This window comes from Pseudomonas sp. JQ170C, assembly GCF_035581345.1.
Taxonomy (GTDB): Bacteria; Pseudomonadota; Gammaproteobacteria; order Pseudomonadales; family Pseudomonadaceae; genus Aquipseudomonas.
Genome location: NZ_CP141608.1, coordinates 2,516,283 through 2,533,749 on the forward strand (window position 1 = coordinate 2,516,283; position 17,467 = coordinate 2,533,749).

The window sequence follows — 17,467 nt, forward strand, 5'->3', positions numbered from 1 at the left end:
CTGTCGTTCTTGACAGGTTGTGGAAATGGTCAAGATTTCACATGGGCAGCCGTGATTGCCCGCAATGCCCGTGCAAGTACTCCAGCCATCCTCAGGATGAGTAAAAAACACAACAACAGTGGAGCGGCCATGCAGCAGACCAGATCGCAAGTGAGCGAGCGCGACGGCTTATATGAACTCGAGGCCGGCAGCGACGTCCTCGACAGCCCCCGCTACAACCACGACATCGCCCCGACCAAGGTGCAGGAGCGCACCTGGAACAAATGGCACATCACGGCACTGTGGGTCGGCATGTCGATCTGCGTGCCGACCTACACCCTCGGCGGGGTGCTGACCGCCTACTTCGGGTTGACGGTGGGGGAGGCGCTGCTGGCGATCCTGCTGGCCAACACCGTGGTGCTGATACCGCTGACGCTCAATGCCTTTCCCGGTACCAAGTACGGCATTCCCTTCCCGGTGCTGCTGCGCTCTTCCTTCGGCATCCTCGGCTCCAACGTGCCGTGCCTGATCCGCGCCCTGGTAGCCTGCGGCTGGTTCGGTATCCAGACGATGTTCGGCGGGCTTGCCATTCACCTGTTCCTGGGCTCGCTGTCGGCTGACTGGAAGGCGTTGGGCGGCACGGGCGAGGTGATCGGCTTCATGCTGTTCTGGTGCCTCAACCTCTGGGTGGTGCTGCGCGGCGCCGAGTCGATCAAGTGGCTCGAAACCCTCTCGGCGCCGCTGCTGGTGCTGGTGGGCGCCGGCTTGCTGGTGTGGGCGTTGCCCAACGTCTCGATCAGCGAGCTGATGGCCCAGCCGCCGAAACGGCCGGAGGGGGCCAGCGTGTACGGCTACTTCTTTGCCGGGCTGACGGCGATGGTGGGTTTCTGGGCCACCTTGTCGTTGAACATTCCCGACTTCAGCCGCTACGCCAAGAGCCAGAAAGACCAGATCCTGGGGCAGATTTTTGGCCTGCCACTGACCATGTTCCTGTTCGCCGCCCTGGGTGTGGTACTCACCGCCGCCTCCGCCTCGCTGGTGGGCGAAACCGTCTCCGACCCGGTCACCCTGATCGGCCATATCCAGAGCCCGATGTGGGTGGCGTTGGCCATGGCGCTGATCATCATCGCCACGCTGTCGACCAACACGGCCGCGAACATCGTCTCGCCCACCAACGACTTTCAGAACCTGGCACCCAAGTGGATCGGCCGAACCCTGGCCGTGCTACTGACCGGCCTGGTCGGGCTGCTGCTGATGGGCCACGAGCTGCTGAAAAAGCTTGGCTGGATCGTCAGCGACGTGAGCCTTGAAAGCGTCTACTCCAACTGGCTGCTGGGCTACTCGAGCCTGCTGGGGCCGATTGCCGGGATCATGGTGGTGGACTACTTCCTGATCCGCCGGCAGACCCTGGACCTGGCCGGGCTGTACCGCGACGACGTCTATCCGGCCTGGAACGTCGCCGGCTTCATCGCTTTCGGGGTGCCGGTGGTGCTGACCCTGCTGTCGCTGCAAAGCCAGGCGTTCAGCTGGTTCTACGACTTTGGCTGGTTCACCGGCTCCGCCCTGGGGGGCTTGATCTACTACGCCCTGGGCACGCTCAAGGCGGCGCGCACGGCCAGTCTCAAACCCACTGTGTAACGCCCATGGCCACTAGAAGCCAGGCACCTGATGGAGGTAACCCATGCAAAGCACACAGGACGTTCTGCAATCGAGCGTGCGGCATATCAACGGTGAGCGGCTCTGGCAGTCACTGATGGACCTGGCCCAGCTGGGCGCCACGGTCAAGGGCGGCGTGTGCCGCCTGGCCCTGACCGACCTGGACCGCCAGGCCCGCGACCTGTTCGTCAAATGGACCCAGGAGGCCGGCTGCACCGTGAGCATCGACGGCGTGGGCAATATCTTTGCCCGCCGCCCGGGGCGCAACCCGCAACTGCCCCCGGTGATGACCGGCAGCCACATTGACACCCAGCCGACCGGGGGCAAGTTCGATGGCTGCTTTGGCGTGCTGGCCGGGCTTGAGGTGATGCGCACCCTCAACGACTTGAAGATCGAAACCGAAGCACCGCTGGAAGTGGTGGTGTGGACCAACGAGGAGGGCTCGCGCTTTGCCCCGTGCATGATGGGGTCAGGGGTGTTTGCCGAAAAATTCACCCTGGCCGAGACCCTGGCCAAGACCGATGCCGAGGGCGTCACGGTCGGTGCAGCGCTCAACGCCATCGGTTATGCCGGGCCGCGCGCGGTCAGTGGCCACCCGGTGGGGGCGTATTTCGAGGCGCATATCGAGCAGGGGCCGATTCTCGAAGACCAGCGCAAGACCATCGGTGTGGTGCTGGGAGCGCTTGGCCAGAAGTGGTTCGACCTGACCCTGCGGGGTGTCGAAGCCCATGCCGGGCCGACCCCGATGCACCTGCGCAAGGATGCCCTGGTGGGCGCCAGCGCCGTGGTGGCGGCGGTCAATCGCGTGGCCCTGGAGCACCAGCCCCATGCCTGTGGCACGGTGGGTTGCCTGCAGGCCTACCCGGGCTCGCGCAACGTGATTCCGGGCGAAGTGCGCATGACCCTGGACTTCCGGCACCTGGAGCCTGCGCGGCTGGATTCGATGATTGCCCAGGTCAAGGATGTGATTGCCAGCACCTGCGAGCAGCATGGCCTGAGCCACACCCTGACACCGACGGCCGACTTCCCGCCGCTGTATTTCGACACAGGCTGTGTGGAGGCGGTACGTACTGCGGCGCAGGGGTTGGGGCTTTCGCACATGGACATCGTCAGCGGTGCGGGGCATGACGCGATCTTCTTGGCCGAGCTGGGACCGGCGGGGATGATCTTTGTGCCGTGCGAGGGCGGGATCAGCCATAACGAAATCGAGAATGCCGCGCCCGAAGACCTGGCCGATGGCTGCGCGGTGCTGTTGCGCGCGATGCTGGCGGCGGCCCAGGCGGTGGCGCGGGGGAGGGAGGCGGCATAATGGCTGTTCGCGGGGCAGGCCCGTTCCTACAGGCAGGAGCGTGCTTGTGCCGCGATGCGGCAAATCAAAGACTGTCCCGCACCATCTGCAAAAAGGTCGCCACCAGGCGTCGCGAACTCTGCTCGCGCAGGCACACCAGTGTCTCGGTCAGCCTGCGCTGGCAGTCGACAATCGGCAACGCACACACCCGCGCATCGGCCCCGAACTCGGCCGCCGACACCACCCCCACGCCAATCCCCACCACCACGGCTTCGCGCGCTGCTTCGCGGCCCTCGACCTGAATCGCCGGGCGGATGCGCAGGCCCGCCCGCTGCATTTCTTCTTCAAGGGTCTGGCGGGTCACCGAGCCCGGCTCGCGCAGCACGATCGGCGTGTCATCAAGGTCGGCCAGGCTGATCGAGCCACGGCTGGCCCAGGGGTGGTTATGGGACACGAACGCCACCATCGGGTCGCTGCGCATCGGCACACACAGCAGGCGCTCGTCGTCGACATCGCGACCGAGCAGGGCAAGGTCGGCCTGGTAGTTGAACAGCCGCAGCAGCGATTCATCGGTGTTGCCGGTTTCGATCTTGACGTGAATGCCGGGGTATTGCTGACAGAACTGGGCGATCTGCGGCAGCACGTGCACCGGCGCATCCACCGCCAGCACCAGCGTGCCGGTCTGCAGCGCGCGTGAATCCTGGAGCAATTCGTGGGCTTCGGCCTCGCACACGAACAGGCGCTGGGTGATGGCCAGCAGGCGCTCGCCCAGATCGGTCAGTTGCACCGAGCGCTTGTTGCGGTGAAACAGCAAGACGCCGAAGCGCTCCTCCAGTTTTCGCACCTGGTCGGAGATCGCCGGCTGGGTCAGGAACAACCGTTCGGCGGCACGGGTGAAGCTGCCGTGGAGGGCAACGGCATGGAAGGCTTTCAACTGAGCGTGGGAAACCGACATCGCAGCACCTGTTACAAGCTGAGCTTATTTGTGAAATACGATAAATCGATTTTATTTATCAGTCAGTAATTGTTTCTATCTCTTTCAGCCCGCTGCGTCTCTTGCAGTGACCAGTGGGTCATGGACCTGGCTGACAGCGCATAACAATACCCGCATGCTCCAGGTTCCATCTGACCAGGTGTCGACCCTGACCGGTCGTCACGCAGTGCGCAACACAAGAACAACACAGGCGTTTTTAAAAATTCTGCCGGCACACTCAAGCTCCGAGGTCAGAGTCACCATGAATAAATACAGTGCAGATATAAAGCGTTGGCGCGTGCAGATCTTTGCCATCACCTGGATTGCCTACGCCGCGTTCTACTTCACCCGCAAAGCGTTCTCGGTGGCCAAGCTCGGCATCGGCGAAGACCCCAGTTTTACCCTCGACAAAATGGCCATGGCCAACCTCGATGCCATCTACCTGGCGGCCTATGCGGTAGGGCAGTTCACCTGGGGCATGCTTGCCGACCGCTTCGGCCCGCGGGTGGTGGTGCTGGGCGGCCTGGTCATCTCGGCGGCGGCGGCCCTGGTCATGGGCAGCTACGCCACCTTCCCGATCTTCGCGACCTGCATGCTGGTCCAGGGCCTGGCGCAGTCCACCGGGTGGGCGGGGCTGTGCAAGAACATCGGCAGCTTCTTTCCCTCGTCACAGCGCGGGCGGGTATTGGGGCTGTGGAGTTCATGCTATGCCTTCGGCGGCCTGGTGGCTTCACCGTTTGCCGGATGGTGGGCCTACACCCTGATCGGTACCTGGCATGCGGCGTTTTTCTCCAGTGCCGCGGTGGTGGCGGTGGTGGCCGTGCTGTTCTTCTTCCTCCAGCGCAACAAGCCTGAAGACGTCGGCCTGCCCGCGGTAGAGCCGGAGCCTGAAAGCATGGTGCCGGGCAGCACGATCTGCAGCGTGTGGGCGCCACTGCGCGAGATCCTGCGCAACCGCACGGTGCTGACCCTGGGCCTTGCGTATTTCATGCTCAAGCCTGCGCGCTACGCCATTCTGCTGTGGGGGCCGGTGATCGTCTTCGAGCAGATGCCCTCGGTGGGCAAGGTGGGTGCGGCGATCATTCCTACCGCGTTCGAGCTGGCCGGCCTGCTGGGCCCGATCATGATCGGCCTGGCTTCCGACAAGCTCTTCGGCGCCCGGCGCATGCCGGCCTGTGTCATCAGCCTGCTGGTGCTCACCGTGGTGCTGGCGCTGTTCATGGGGGCGATGCAAAGCGGCAGCGTGATGCTGGTGGTGGCCCTGCTGTTCGTGATGGGCCTGACCCTGTACGGGCCGGACTCGATGATCAGCGGCGCGGCCGCCATCGACTTCGGCACGGCCAAGGCCGGTGCCACGGCGGCGGGCTTCGTCAACGGCTGCGGCTCGGTGGGCGCGATCCTCGGTGGGCTGCTGCCGGGCTACTTTGATGGCGTCACGGTGTTCATCGTGTTTGCCGCCTGCGCCCTGTTCTCGGCGCTGGTGCTGGTGCCGCACTGGAACAGCCGTCCGGCCACGGCCGAGCATACCCCGGCGGTCGCACCCAACACCGCCATGGCCATCAAACCCCTGCGTACCTGAGACTTTCGAGGAACCCGACCATGAGACCCTTCTGGCTGCAACAGGCGCTGGATCAGGAAGATGCGCCCGCGTGCCCACCACTGGCTGCCGATACCCGTGCCGATGTCTGCATCGTTGGCGGTGGCTATACCGGGTTGTGGACCGCGCTGATGCTCAAGGAACAGAACCCGGCCCTGGACGTCGTGCTGATCGAAGCCGACATTTGCGGCGCCGGGGCCAGTGGGCGCAACGGGGGTTGTGCGTTGTCGTGGTCGGCCAAGTATTTCACCCTCGAACGCCTGTTCGGCCTCCAGGAGGCGGTGCGCCTGGTGCAGGCGTCGGAACAGAGCATCCATGCCATCGGCGACTTTTGCCGTGCCCATGGCATCGATGCCGACTACCGCCTGGACGGCACCCTCTACACCGCCACCAACCGCGCCCAGATGGGCGCCACCGATGGCGTGATCGCCGCCCTGGAACGCCAGGGCATCAACTCCTTCCAGCGTTTGCCGGTGGAGCAGGTGCAGCGCATGGCGGGGTCGGCCAAGCACCTGGAAGGCTGGTTCTCGCCGGCCGCGGCCACGGTGCAGCCGGGCAAACTGGTGCGCGGCTTGCGCCGGGTTGCCTTGCAAAAAGGCGTGCGGATTTATGAAAACACCGCGATGACCGGCCTGCAGGAAGGGCCGCAGGCGGTGGTGGAAACCACCCGCGGCGGCGTTCGTGCAGACCGGGTGGTGCTCGCCCTCAATGCCTGGATGGCGCGGGCCTTCCCGCAGTTCGAGCGCAGTGTGGCGATTGTCTCCAGCGACATGATCATCACCGAGCCACGGCCGGAGCTGCTGGGGCAGATGGGGCTTACCAGCGGTGTGAGCGTGCTCGATTCACGGATTTTCGTTCACTACTACCACAACACCAGCGATGGCCGGCTGATGCTCGGCAAGGGCGGCAATACCTTTGCCTACGGCGGGCGGATGCTGCCGGTGTTCGATCAGCCGTCACCCTACGAAGGGCTGCTGCGCCGCAGCCTGGGCGAGTTTTTCCCGAGCCTGGCCCAGGTGCCGGTGGCCGCCACCTGGAATGGCCCCTCTGACCGCTCCGTCACCGGGTTGCCGTTTTTTGGCAAGCTCGGTGCCCAGGGCAATGTGTTTTATGGCTTTGGTTACTCGGGCAGTGGGGTGGGCCCGTGTCACATGGGCGGGCAGATCCTCTCGTCGCTGGTACTGGGCGTGGACAACGCCTGGACCCGTTCGCCGCTGGTCAACGGCCCGCTCGGGTATTTCCCGCCCGAACCGATCCGTTACCTGGGCTCGCTGATGGTGCGCAATGCCATTCGTCGCAAGGAGCAGGCCGAGGACCATGGTCACCGGCCGCGGCGCCTGGATGTGCGCCTGGCCCGCTTTGCCGCGGCGGCAGGTAAAGCCGACAAGGCCTGAGCAGTTTTTTTGTCGATTGCCACAACGAGGATGTATAAACTGCACCCACTTTGCCGGTCGCTACCTGAACCGGCACCTGAAACAAGAGAGTCGAGATGGGCGCACAGTGGAAAGCCAAGCATAGAGAAGCAGCAGCCAACGCCAAGGGCAAGGTCATGGGCAAGCTGTCCAAAGAGATCCAGATCGCTGCCAAATCCGGCGCTGACCCGGACATGAACCCGCGCTTGCGCCTGGCGATCGAGCAGGCCAAGAAGGCCTCGATGACCCGCGAGACCCTCGAGCGGGCGATCCGCAAGGGTGCAGGCCTGGATGGCGATGCGGTGCAGTACACCCTGGTGACCTATGAAGGCTTTGCCCCGCATCAGGTGCCGCTGATCGTCGAGTGCCTGACCGACAACGTCAACCGCACCGTGGCGCAGATTCGTGTGCTGTTCCGCAAGGGTCAACTGGGCGCTTCGGGCTCGGTGGCCTGGGACTTCAACCATGTCGGCTTGATCGAAGCGGCGCCGGCCAGCGCTGATGCAGACCCGGAAATGGCGGCGATCGAAGCCGGTGCGCAGGACTTCGAGGAAGGTGAAGAAGAGGGTTCGACCCTGTTCATCACCGATACCACGGACCTGGATGCCGTGCAGAAGGCCTTGCCGGAGTTTGGCTTTACCGTGAGCTCGGCGAAGATCGGCTACACGCCGAAGAACCCGGTCAGCGGCTTGAACGACGAACAGATGGCCGAGGTCGAGGCGTTCCTGCATGCCATTGATGACAACGATGATGTGCAGAACGTTTATGTAGGCCTGGCAGGCTGATTCAACACTTACGGCTGTATCGCGGGGCAAGCCCGCTCCTACTGGTAGGAGCGGGCTTGCCCCGCGCTGTTTTCCGGTCGCGACATTTGTGCATGTCTGATGAGACTTTAGTCGCCTGGCACCCCGGCCGTTGATGGCCATAATCGTTATTCGCCCTTTTTAATAACAACAAGCTCAGGGTTCAGTAACGATGACTTATCAGCACAGCCACGCCCACTCCATTGCCGACCCCGCCGCTTTCTGGGCCGAACAGGCCGATCGCTTGGCCTGGTACCGCAAGCCGCTCAATACCCTCAGTGAAAATGCCGATGGCACCCATCAGTGGTTTGCCGACGGGCGCCTGAACAGTTGCTACCTGGCCCTGGATCATCAGATCGAGCAAGGCCGCGGTGAGCAGACGGCGCTGATCTACGACTCGCCGGTGACCGGCAGCCAGCAATCCTTCACCTATGCCCAGTTGCGCGACGAAGTGGCGCGCCTGGCCGGGTTGCTGCGTTCGCTGGGCGTGGAGAAGGGCGACGGGGTGATCATCTACATGCCGATGGTGCCCCAGGCGGCCATGGCGATGCTCGCCTGTGCCCGTATCGGTGCGGTGCACTCGGTGGTGTTTGGCGGCTTTGCTGCCAACGAGCTGGCGCTGCGCATCGACGATGCCCGGCCCAAGCTGTTGCTGACGGCCTCCTGCGGGCTGGAGTTCGATCGGGTCATTGAATACAAGCCGCTGGTCGACCGCGCCCTGCAACTGGCCAAGCACCAGCCACGCCAGGTGTTGGTGCTGCAGCGGCCCCAGGCCCAGGCGAGCCTGGTCGAAGGCCGCGACCTGGACTGGCAGGCGGCAGTGGCCGGGGCAAGCCCGGTGGCGCCGGTCGAGCTGGCCGCCGCCGACCCGCTGTACATCATGTATACCTCCGGCACCACCGGCAAACCCAAGGGCATCGTGCGCGAGAACGGCGGCAATGCCGTGGCCCTGGGCTTTGCCATGCGCCACATCTACGGCATGCAGACCGGTGATGTGTGGTGGGGCATTTCCGATGTCGGCTGGGTGGTTGGCCATTCGCTGATTGTTTATGGGCCGTTGATGAACGGCTGCACCACGGTGTTCTATGAGGGCAAGCCCATCCGCACCCCCGACGCCGGCGCCTACTGGCGGGTGGTGGAACAGTACCGGGTCAATGGCCTGTTCTGCGCGCCGACGGCCATGCGTGCGATCCGCAAGGAAGACCCCGAAGGCGAACTGCTGCGCCGCTACGACCTGAGCTCCCTGCGCCAGTTGTTCCTGGCCGGCGAGAAGCTCGACTCCAGTACCCATCAGTGGCTGGAAAGCACCAGCGGCAAGACGGTGCACGATCACTGGTGGCAGACCGAAACCGGTTGGCCGGTGACTGCGCCCTGTGTCGGCCTGGACGGCTGTGCTGCGCGACCTGGGTCGAGCAACCGCGCGGTGCCGGGGTATCACGTGCGCGTGCTGGACGACGAAGGCCAGTTGCTCGGCGCCAACCAGCAAGGCTCCATTGTGATTGCCTTGCCACTGCCGCCAGGTTGCAGCCAGACCCTGTGGGGCGATCACCAGCGTTACCTGGACGCCTACCTCACCGCGTATCCCGGCTACTACCACACCGGTGACGGCGGTTACCTGGATGAAGACGGCTTTGTCTACATCATGGGACGCACCGACGACGTCATCAACGTCTCGGGCCATCGCTTGTCCACCGGTGAAATGGAAGACCTGGTCGCCCGTCACCCGGCGGTGGCCGAGTGCGCGGTGATTGGCGTGCATGACGAGATCAAGGGGCAGGTGCCCTTGGCCCTGGTGGTGCTCAAGGATGGCCAGGGCATCAGCGAAACAGCGTTGCAGAGCGAGTTGGTGGCCAGTGTGCGCGAGCAGATCGGCGCCCTGGCGTGCTTCAACCGGGTGCGGGTGGTCAAGCGCCTGCCCAAGACCCGCTCCGGCAAGATCCTGCGGGCGGTGTTGCGCAAGATCGCCGACCAGCAGCCCTACACGCCGCCTTCTACCCTGGATGATCCGGCGGTACTGGAGGAAATCGAGGCGGTCCTGGCCAGTCTCGCCCGGGCGGGCTGAGGTGCTTGGCCTGCCCGGTGATCAGGCCGGGCAGGCCGAGGCCTGTCGCTGGCGCAGCTGACCCAGTCGACTGCGGGTGCGCGCAAGGTCCGCGGCCCTGCCAGCCAGGCTCTGCTCAAGCGGCTCGGCGCCGATCAGCACCAGGTGTTTGTCCTGGTCGTACAGCACATCCACCAGGTTGATGAAGCGTTGCTGGGCAGCAATCGAGCAGTCTTCCAGCCGTGGCAGGCCGTCGATGATCCAGTGCTCGTAGTGCTGGGCCAGCTCCAGGTAGTCGATTACTGCCGTGGGCTGTTCACAGAGTTCGGCAAAATCAAAACCGACCGTATCTTGCTGGCTGAACCAGGCGGCCACCTCACGCTTGCCCACTGGAATCTTGACCGGTGCCTCACTCGCGGGCGGCACGCCGAGTGCCTGGCGCTGGGCAAGGCTGCCAGGCCAGAGGTAGTGCCCCTGGGTGAAGCGTTGTTGGCTGGCGTGGGTGGGCAGGCTGCGATAGTCCTGCTCGCCACCGACCTCCAGCACCTGCATGCGGCTGTTGATCAGGCGGATCACCGGCTCGAATCGCTGGTGGTAGAGCGGGTTGGGCAGCAGGCCTTCGGGCGCGTAGTTGGAGGTCACCAGGAGGAAGATGCGCCGCGCGAACAATGCCTGGAACAGGCGGGTGATCAGCATGGCGTCACCGATGTCGTGGACGTGGAACTCATCGAAGCACAGGACCTGGCACTCATCGAGCAATTGATCGAGGGTGCAGGCCAGGGCGTCGTCCTGGTGGCGGTGCGCGAACATGCCCTGGTGCAGGCGGGCGAAAAAGTCGTGAAAGTGCAGCCGGCGTTTATGCGCCTGGGGCAGGGCCTGGAAGAAGCCGTCCAGCAGCCAGCTTTTGCCGCGTCCGACCGCCCCATACAGGTACAGGCTGCGGGCCTGTCCGCTATCGATCCGCGCGGCTTGGGTTGCGAGGTGCTCGATCACCTGCAATTGCCCGTGGCTGAGGGTGTAACCCTGTGCCGAGGCCTTTTCGGTGAAATGCTGACGAACGGTATCTGCCAGATCACTGTCGCCGGGTTGCAGGTCATTCCGGCCGTGGGCGAAGGTGCGCAGCGAACGTATCCAGTGAGGCAGCAGGGTCAGCAAACAGGGCTCCTTGAGGGCGTCGGGACTCAAGAAACGGCTTGAGCGAGCGCGGCTAATTTAACCAATCACATCCGTGACGGCCAGCGCTCCCTGCGGCCTGGTGTCTGAATTCCGGCGCCAAAAAACTGTAACTTGCCTGGCAGGTTCTACTTCGACTGCTACCCTGACTTTCAGATTTATCCTGCTTCAAAGGAAGAAAATGTGAAGGGAAGCTGTCTGGCAGTGCTGTTCGTGTCGATCATGGCCAACAGCGCAACCGCCGCCGATTTCATGGTTGAAGTCAAAGTGGATGTGCAGCGCGGTTGTGTGCTGATCCATCAGCCCCGCGATGCCGGCGCCCAGGCCCTGGGGGTACTGGACTTTGGCAGCACCGCCCGCCTGGATGACCCCGCCGGCCCGCTGAGCAGCCAGTTACTTGCCCTGCGCCCACCCCGACTCGAGTGCAACCCCGACACGGCTTACCAGGTCAAGGTCGACGGCGGACAGCATGGTGGGGTGGGTGAAGTGCGCTACCTGGCCAGCAATCAACCGTCGGCGCGGCCGATTCCCTACCGCTTGTATCAGGACCCGGCCTGGCGCTTGCCATTGCCGGTCAATGTCGCGCAGCACGCCCGGGTGCCGGATTCAGGCTCGGTGGACTTGCCGCTGTACGCGCGTATCGACCGCCTGGCCCAGGTGCCGCATGTGGGCGGCTACTCGGACCTGCTCAAAGTCACCGTGACCTGGTAAGGCCAGGCACGGCGCCTGCTGAAGGAACTGGCCGTATGAAACGACTCCTGCTGTTGAGTGCTGCGCCCTTGATGTTGGTCAGCCCCGATGCCTTCGCCGCCATGAGCGGGCATGTGCAGGCCCGGCTGGTGATCAGCAGTGCCTGTCAGATCAGTGGCGATCCCGGCGCCGGGGTGGTCGAGTCGCCCGGTGCGGGGGTGCTCGACTTTGGCAGCCAGGGGCCCAGTTGGACGACGCCGTTGCGCTCGCACCTGGACGAGTCGGCGGGTGATGGCAGCCTGCAGGTGCGTTGCAACCCCGCCGTGCGGGCCTTCACCGTGAGCATCAATGGCGGTGCCAATGGCGATGGTGCTACCCGGCGCCTGAGCAATGGCCGGGTGCTGATTCCCTACGAGCTGTCTGCCGACCCTACCGGGCGCGCCCGCTACGACATCGGCCAGACCCTGAATTTTTCAGTCAGCAGCGGTGCCCACGTACCGATCCCGATCTACGGCGCGGTGGTCGCCCACCCCAAGGCGCTGCCGGCCGGCATTTACCGCGACACCCTGATGGTGACCCTGGACTGGTAACACAAGGAGTGACTCATGCATCCGTACATTTCCCGCTTCATCTTCGCCGGCGTCGGCCTGGCGCTGTGCAGCCAGGCGCAGGCCGGCACGGTAACCGGCAACATCAACGCCACCCTGACGCTGATCGCCAGTTGCCAGGTCAATGGCGGTAGCGGCAACACCGGGCAGGACTTCGGTACCCTGGATTTCGGCACCCAGGAGGCCTTGTTCACCACGGCGAACGCGCAGGTGCTGGGCGGTGCCGGTGGCGCAATGCGCATCCTCTGCTCCAGCGGCACGATACCGGCGATCAAGGTGAGCAGCGGGGCCAACGACAACCAGTCCGCCGGCGGCACCCGGGCACTGGCCGACGGTAACGGCAACTACGTGCCTTACGACTTTTATACCGACGCAGGTCGTACCCAGTTGCTGCCCATCGACGGGGTGATCACCTTGCCGACCAGTACCGGCGTGGAGCAGACGGTGGACCTTTACGGCCAGGCCGTTGGCAAGCCGGGGCTGCCGGCCGGGGCGTACACCGATACGGTGGCGGTCGAGCTGAGTTTCTGAGCCATGCGCCGGGCGTTGCCCAGGCTGTTGGCACTGTCGCTGTGCGGCGCAAGTGCGCCGCTGGATGCGGCGCTCACCAGCACCTTTCAGGTCAGTGCCATGGTGGTTGCGGGGTGCCTGGTGGTGGGGGGCACAAGCAACTACGGGACCCTGGATTTCGGCACTTACCCGGCACTGTCCACCGGCAACGTGACCACCGCGTTGGGGGGAGCCACAGTGACCTTGCAGTGCACCCCGGGGGTCAGCCTGAGTATGAGTGTCGATGCCGGCCAGAACAGCGCCAGCGGTACCCGCAACCTCAAGCGCAGCAGCGGCGCATCGCTGGTGGCCTATCAGCTGTTTCGCGATGCCGGTTTCAGCCAGGGCCTGGGCATCAACCAGAACGTGCCGGTGACCTACAGCGATCCGGCCGCCATCAAGCTGCCGGTGTACGCCCGGGCACAGCTGACCGGCAACGTACCCGCCGGCAGCTACACCGATGTGGTGCAGGTGGTGCTGACTTTTTAACGCCCGGTCAAAGGACGCTACAACAACAAGGAGCAAGGCATGGGGGCTAGCGCGGACGATATGCGCAAACGAATCAACGGCTTGGCCTGTGGCCTGGCACTGCTCTGCAGTGCGCCGTTGCAGGCGGCGACTTCGGTGTTGATCTGGCCGATCGACCCGGTGCTCGAGGCGGGCCAGAAGGCGGGGGCCTTGTGGCTTGAAAACCGCGGCAGCGAGCCGGCCAACCTGCAAGTGCGGGTGTTCGCCTGGCGCCAGGGCGAGTTCGACGATCAGTACCAGGCCCAGCGCGAGATCATCGGCAGCCCGCCGGTGGCCAACATTGCCCCGGGGCAGAAACAGCTGATCCGCCTGACCCGCACCGGCACCTCGCCGGTGGGCCAGGAGCAGGCCTACCGCATCATCATCGATGAGATCCCTCCGGCATTGCCGCCCGCGGCCAGCGCCGACAAACCCCAGGCGGCGATCCGCTTTCAGATGCGTTATTCGGTGCCCTTGTTTGTCTATGGCGAAGGCTTGTGGGGCAAGACCGATGCCAGCGGCCAGCGCGGCGGCGCCGGGGTCGGCAAGCCGGCACTGAGCTGGCGGCAGGTGACGGTGGGGGGTAAGCCCTATGTGGAAATCCGCAACACCGGGCCGGTGCATGCCCGGCTGACCGATGTGGTGCTGCAGCAGGGCGGCCAGAGCCGGCCGCTGGTGGAAGGCTTGCTGGGCTATGTGCTGCCCGGTGCCAGCATGCGCTGGCAGGCGCCGCAGCCGACGACGGCAGCCACCGTACTCAAGGGCCGGATCAACGGACAGGAACCGGCGCAAGCCCTGAATCAAGGGCAGTGAGTACCAGCAAGTAGCACCACATCAGGGGCCAGGGAGGACCCGGTAATGGTCGGATATTGTGTGTGAGCGTTTCTCTGGCCGCGACACGCCGCCTGGCGCTGAGGGCTTGCGGCTTGACCGTACTGGGCTGTGGGCCGCTGTTCGGCGGCGAACTGCCGCCGCCCCCGGCCTCCCTGGAGGCGGTCGCCGACGCGCCGTTGTTTCTGGAGCTGGTGGTCAATCAGATGAGCAGCCCTGAGCTGGTGTCGGTGCAGCAACGCGCCGGGCGCCTGTACATGGCCGCCGCCGACTTGCGGGCTGCCGGCATCGACTTGCCCGGCGAGCATGGCGCCGAGGTTGCACTGGACAGTATTGCGGGCCTGCACAGCGACTACGACAGCCAGGGCCAGCGGCTGCTGGTGCAGGTGCCGCCGGCCTGGCTGCCGACCCAGCGCATCGGCGGTCGCCAGCTGTCGCCGGCCAGCGAAGCGCACAGCAGCTTCGGCGCGTTGTTCAACTATGACCTGTACCTGAACGACACCGATGATGGCGGCCGCTACCTGGCCGCCTGGAACGAGCTGCGCCTGTTCGACGGCTGGGGCACGTTGTCGACCACCGGGCAATGGCGCCAGGCTTTGGGCGGCGATCAATTCGACGACAGCCAGGAAGGCTTTCGCCGCTACGACACCACCTGGCGCTACACCGATGAAGTGCGCGTGCTGACCCTGGAAGCCGGTGACGTGCTCAGCGGCGCCTTGCCCTGGACCAGCTCGGTGCGTCTGGGCGGCCTGCAACTGTCCCGTGACTTTGGCGTGCGCCCGGACCTGGTCACTTATCCGCTGCCGGCCTTTGCCGGTGAAGCCGCGGTGCCTTCGTCGGTGGATCTGTTCATCAACGGCTACAAGAGCTCCAGTGCCGATCTGCAACCTGGCCCCTACACCCTGACCAATGTGCCGTTCATCAACGGTGCAGGGGAGGCGGTAGTGGTGACCACCGACGCCCTGGGCCGCCAGGTGTCGACCACCTTGCCGTTCTATGTCACCAGCGCCCTGCTGCAACAAGGCCTGGCGGATTTCTCGGTGGCAGCCGGCAGCCTGCGCCGCGACTACGCGATCCGTGATTTTGCCTATGGCCCGGGTGTGGCCGCCGCCAGCCTGCGTTATGGGCTCAGCGACGTCATTACCCTGGAAAGCCATGCCGAGGCCGCCGAGTCCCTGGCCCTTGGCGGGCTGGGCGCGAACGTGCAGGTGGGCAACTGGGGCGTGGTCAACGGCGCCGTGAGCCAGAGCAGCTTTGACAGCCGCAGCGGTCAGCAAGTGAGCCTGGGGTATCAGTACAACAGTCGCCGGCTGGGCTTTAACTACCAGCGGCTGCAACGCCACGGCGACTATGCCGACCTGTCGCTGGTCGACAGCCCCGACACGCGCCTGAGCCAGCGCAGCGAGCAAGCCACGCTGAGCCTGAACCTGGACCAGTACGGCAGCCTGGGGGCCGGCTATTTCGATGTGCGCGCCGGTGACAACAGCCGCACCCGGTTGCTCAACGTGAGCTGGAGCAAGTCGCTGTGGGCCAACAGCAGCCTGTACCTGTCGGCCAACCGCGAGATCGGCGATAGCCAGTGGGCGGTGCAGGCGCAACTGGTGATCCCGTTCGACCTGCGCGGCACCCTGGCCATGAGCGTGGAGCGCAACCAGGCCGGGGAAAACCTGCAGCGGGTCAATTACAGCCGTGCAGTGCCAAGCCAGGGCGGTGTGGGTTTCAACCTCGGTTACGCCGATGGCGACCGCGAGGCGTACCGGCAGGCCGACCTGACCTGGCGCCTGCAATCGGTGCAACTGCAGGCCGGGGTGTATGGCAGCGACACCAGCACGACCCGCTGGGCCGATGCCAGCGGCTCGCTGGTGTGGATGGATGCCGGGGTGTTCGCCGCCAACCGCATCGACGATGCCTTTGTGGTCGTCAGCACCGACGGCTTTGCCGATGTGCCGGTGAACTACGAAAACCAGCGGGTGGGCCGTACCGACAAGAACGGTCACCTGCTGGTGCCCTGGAGCAGTGGCTACTACCGGGGCAAGTACGAAATTGACCCGATGGAGCTGCCCAGCACCGTGCGGGTGCAGCAAGTCGAACAGAAGGTGGCGGTGCGTCGTGGCACAGGCTATTTGCTGGAATTCCCGATGCGCAATGTGGTGGCTGCCAGTCTGCAGTTGGTGGATGCCAGCCAGAAGGACCTGCCGTTGGGGAGCCAGGTGCTGCACGAGCAGAGTGGCGCCCAGGCGGTGGTGGGCTGGGACGGGCTGGTCTATCTGGAGGGGCTGGCGCCCGACAACAGCCTTGAGGTGGCGCTGGCCGGCGGTGGTCGTTGCCGGGTGCAGTTCACGATGGACGGCGATCAGCAGCAGGTGCCGCTGATCGGGCCGCTGGTATGCCGGTGAAACGCCTGCTGGCGAGCCTGGCCGTGCTGGCCAGTTCCCAGGCCTATGGATTGTGCGCCGTGGTGTCGTCGGCACCGGCAAGCTTTGGCTCGGTGAGTTCCTCCCTGGTGCTCAGTGCGGTGCAGTCCGCGTCGACCACCAATGCCGGCCTGCAATGCACCGGCTCGCTGCTGACCTTGCTGCGCAGCGACGACCACTTCTTCGCCACGTTCAAACCCATTGCCAACACCACCGGGCTGGTGGGGCCGAGCGGCGATGTCATCCCCTACACCCTGTACGCCAACAACAGCCTCAGTTTCCCCATTACCCGCAACGTCGCCTATGACTTCGCCCGCAACGGCATCATCGATGCCTTGGGGCTGCTGAACGGGACCACGCCCAAGTCGGCGCCGATCTACCTGAAGACCCAGGTCGGCGCCAATGTTGCCGCCGGCCTTTATCAAGAGACCCTGTCGGTGTACTGGAATATCGACTACTGCTGGGGCATTGGCGTGGGGAGCCTGTGCCTGGGGCGGCAGAAGCTCGAAGGTACGACCAACCTGACGATCAGCCTGACAGTGACCAACGATTGCCAGATCACCACGCCGAACATCAGCTTTGGCAGCGCCCCGGTGGTGGCGGGCTTTGGCACCGTCAACGGTAACGTGAACATTGCCTGTACCAAGGGCAGCTACTACTCCGTGGGGCTGGACGATGGCCAGAATGTGGCAGGGGGGCGACGGCGGATGAAATCGGCGGCCAGCAACTACCTGGCCTACGACCTCTTCAAAAGTGCCGGCACTGTGCGCTGGGGCAAGCTCACCAGTGCGCGCCGTGCCAGTACCGATGCCGACATCAACCCAGGTGCCGGCACCGGTATCGGCAGCCAGGTGTTCAATTACAACGCCAAGGTCTACACCGACCAGGCCACACCGCCGGCCGGGGCCTATCAGGACAGCATCATTCTCGATGTGCAGTTCTGACA

Annotated in this window: 15 protein-coding genes; 13 read left to right on the forward strand and 2 right to left on the reverse strand. The window is 64.7% G+C overall.

Features of this window, described 5'->3' with window-relative positions; genetic code table 11:
* Positions 1-129 precede the first annotated feature (129 nt).
* Positions 130-1,617 (forward strand): NCS1 family nucleobase:cation symporter-1, encoded by a 1,488-nt coding sequence (locus tag U9R80_RS11725; RefSeq protein ID WP_301840543.1) that lies wholly within the window; start codon positions 130-132, stop codon positions 1,615-1,617.
* A 43-nt stretch (positions 1,618-1,660) separates the two neighbouring features.
* Positions 1,661-2,944: a Zn-dependent hydrolase gene (locus tag U9R80_RS11730; RefSeq protein ID WP_301840545.1), complete on the forward strand. Its 1,284-nt coding sequence runs from the start codon at positions 1,661-1,663 to the stop codon at positions 2,942-2,944.
* Positions 2,945-3,008: 64 nt separating this feature from the next.
* On the opposite strand, the gene U9R80_RS11735 is transcribed toward U9R80_RS11730, so the two are convergent.
* Positions 3,009-3,878 (reverse strand): LysR family transcriptional regulator, encoded by an 870-nt coding sequence (locus U9R80_RS11735; RefSeq protein ID WP_301840546.1) that lies wholly within the window; start codon positions 3,876-3,878, stop codon positions 3,009-3,011.
* Positions 3,879-4,158: 280 nt separating this feature from the next.
* Between U9R80_RS11735 and U9R80_RS11740 the strand changes: the two genes are divergently transcribed.
* From U9R80_RS11740 to U9R80_RS11755, 4 genes are all read left to right on the forward strand, one after another.
* Positions 4,159-5,475, forward strand: a complete 1,317-nt coding sequence (locus tag U9R80_RS11740; protein ID WP_301840549.1) for an MFS transporter — start codon at positions 4,159-4,161, stop codon at positions 5,473-5,475.
* Positions 5,476-5,495: 20 nt separating this feature from the next.
* Complete coding sequence (locus tag U9R80_RS11745) at positions 5,496-6,887, forward strand: FAD-dependent oxidoreductase (RefSeq protein WP_301840551.1); 1,392 nt, start codon at positions 5,496-5,498, stop codon at positions 6,885-6,887.
* 95 nt (positions 6,888-6,982) lie between these two features.
* Positions 6,983-7,690, forward strand: a complete 708-nt coding sequence (locus tag U9R80_RS11750) for a YebC/PmpR family DNA-binding transcriptional regulator (RefSeq protein ID WP_301840552.1) — start codon at positions 6,983-6,985, stop codon at positions 7,688-7,690.
* A 190-nt stretch (positions 7,691-7,880) separates the two neighbouring features.
* Positions 7,881-9,770 carry a propionyl-CoA synthetase gene (locus U9R80_RS11755; protein ID WP_301840553.1) on the forward strand — a complete coding sequence of 630 codons (1,890 nt, stop codon included), beginning with the start codon at positions 7,881-7,883 and terminating at the stop codon, positions 9,768-9,770.
* Between the two features lie 21 nt (positions 9,771-9,791).
* Here U9R80_RS11755 and zapE read toward each other — a convergent pair whose 3' ends face one another.
* Positions 9,792-10,895, reverse strand: coding sequence for a cell division protein ZapE (zapE, locus tag U9R80_RS11760; RefSeq protein ID WP_442964971.1), 1,104 nt, complete (start codon positions 10,893-10,895; stop codon positions 9,792-9,794).
* 249 nt (positions 10,896-11,144) lie between these two features.
* Here zapE and U9R80_RS11765 point away from each other — a divergent pair, with 249 nt between their 5' ends.
* From U9R80_RS11765 to U9R80_RS11795, 7 genes are all read left to right on the forward strand, one after another.
* A complete protein-coding gene (locus U9R80_RS11765) occupies positions 11,145-11,633 on the forward strand; it encodes a Csu type fimbrial protein (protein ID WP_301840712.1) in 489 nt (162 codons plus the stop codon).
* Positions 11,634-11,668: 35 nt separating this feature from the next.
* Positions 11,669-12,202, forward strand: a complete 534-nt coding sequence (locus tag U9R80_RS11770; protein ID WP_301840554.1) for a Csu type fimbrial protein — start codon at positions 11,669-11,671, stop codon at positions 12,200-12,202.
* A gap of 15 nt (positions 12,203-12,217) precedes the next feature.
* On the forward strand, positions 12,218-12,751 hold the full coding sequence (locus U9R80_RS11775) for a Csu type fimbrial protein (RefSeq protein WP_301840556.1): 534 nt from the start codon (positions 12,218-12,220) through the stop codon (positions 12,749-12,751).
* A 3-nt stretch (positions 12,752-12,754) separates the two neighbouring features.
* Positions 12,755-13,258: a Csu type fimbrial protein gene (locus U9R80_RS11780; protein WP_301840558.1), complete on the forward strand. Its 504-nt coding sequence runs from the start codon at positions 12,755-12,757 to the stop codon at positions 13,256-13,258.
* Positions 13,259-13,318: 60 nt separating this feature from the next.
* A complete protein-coding gene (locus tag U9R80_RS11785) occupies positions 13,319-14,089 on the forward strand; it encodes a fimbrial biogenesis chaperone (RefSeq protein ID WP_301840713.1) in 771 nt (256 codons plus the stop codon).
* A 92-nt stretch (positions 14,090-14,181) separates the two neighbouring features.
* Positions 14,182-16,503 carry a fimbria/pilus outer membrane usher protein gene (locus U9R80_RS11790; RefSeq protein ID WP_301840714.1) on the forward strand — a complete coding sequence of 774 codons (2,322 nt, stop codon included), beginning with the start codon at positions 14,182-14,184 and terminating at the stop codon, positions 16,501-16,503.
* Positions 16,494-17,465 (forward strand): Csu type fimbrial protein, encoded by a 972-nt coding sequence (locus U9R80_RS11795; protein ID WP_301840560.1) that lies wholly within the window; start codon positions 16,494-16,496, stop codon positions 17,463-17,465. The genes U9R80_RS11790 and U9R80_RS11795 overlap by 10 nt, the downstream gene beginning before the upstream one ends.
* The last annotated feature ends 2 nt before the right edge of the window (positions 17,466-17,467 follow it).

Excerpts from the sequence above, each read along its gene's own strand:
- U9R80_RS11795 (WP_301840560.1), top strand. The coding sequence starts at position 16,494 with ATGCCGGTGAAACGCCTGCTGGCGAGCCTGGCCGTGCTGGCCAGTTCC.
- U9R80_RS11735 (WP_301840546.1), bottom strand. The coding sequence starts at position 3,878 with ATGTCGGTTTCCCACGCTCAGTTGAAAGCCTTCCATGCCGTTGCCCTC.
- U9R80_RS11785 (WP_301840713.1), top strand. The coding sequence starts at position 13,319 with ATGCGCAAACGAATCAACGGCTTGGCCTGTGGCCTGGCACTGCTCTGC.
- U9R80_RS11745 (WP_301840551.1), top strand. The coding sequence starts at position 5,496 with ATGAGACCCTTCTGGCTGCAACAGGCGCTGGATCAGGAAGATGCGCCC.
- U9R80_RS11765 (WP_301840712.1), top strand. The coding sequence starts at position 11,145 with ATGGCCAACAGCGCAACCGCCGCCGATTTCATGGTTGAAGTCAAAGTG.
- U9R80_RS11740 (WP_301840549.1), top strand. The coding sequence starts at position 4,159 with ATGAATAAATACAGTGCAGATATAAAGCGTTGGCGCGTGCAGATCTTT.
- U9R80_RS11775 (WP_301840556.1), top strand. The coding sequence starts at position 12,218 with ATGCATCCGTACATTTCCCGCTTCATCTTCGCCGGCGTCGGCCTGGCG.
- U9R80_RS11770 (WP_301840554.1), top strand. The coding sequence starts at position 11,669 with ATGAAACGACTCCTGCTGTTGAGTGCTGCGCCCTTGATGTTGGTCAGC.
- U9R80_RS11725 (WP_301840543.1), top strand. The coding sequence starts at position 130 with ATGCAGCAGACCAGATCGCAAGTGAGCGAGCGCGACGGCTTATATGAA.
- U9R80_RS11755 (WP_301840553.1), top strand. The coding sequence starts at position 7,881 with ATGACTTATCAGCACAGCCACGCCCACTCCATTGCCGACCCCGCCGCT.
- U9R80_RS11780 (WP_301840558.1), top strand. The coding sequence starts at position 12,755 with ATGCGCCGGGCGTTGCCCAGGCTGTTGGCACTGTCGCTGTGCGGCGCA.
- U9R80_RS11730 (WP_301840545.1), top strand. The coding sequence starts at position 1,661 with ATGCAAAGCACACAGGACGTTCTGCAATCGAGCGTGCGGCATATCAAC.
- U9R80_RS11750 (WP_301840552.1), top strand. The coding sequence starts at position 6,983 with ATGGGCGCACAGTGGAAAGCCAAGCATAGAGAAGCAGCAGCCAACGCC.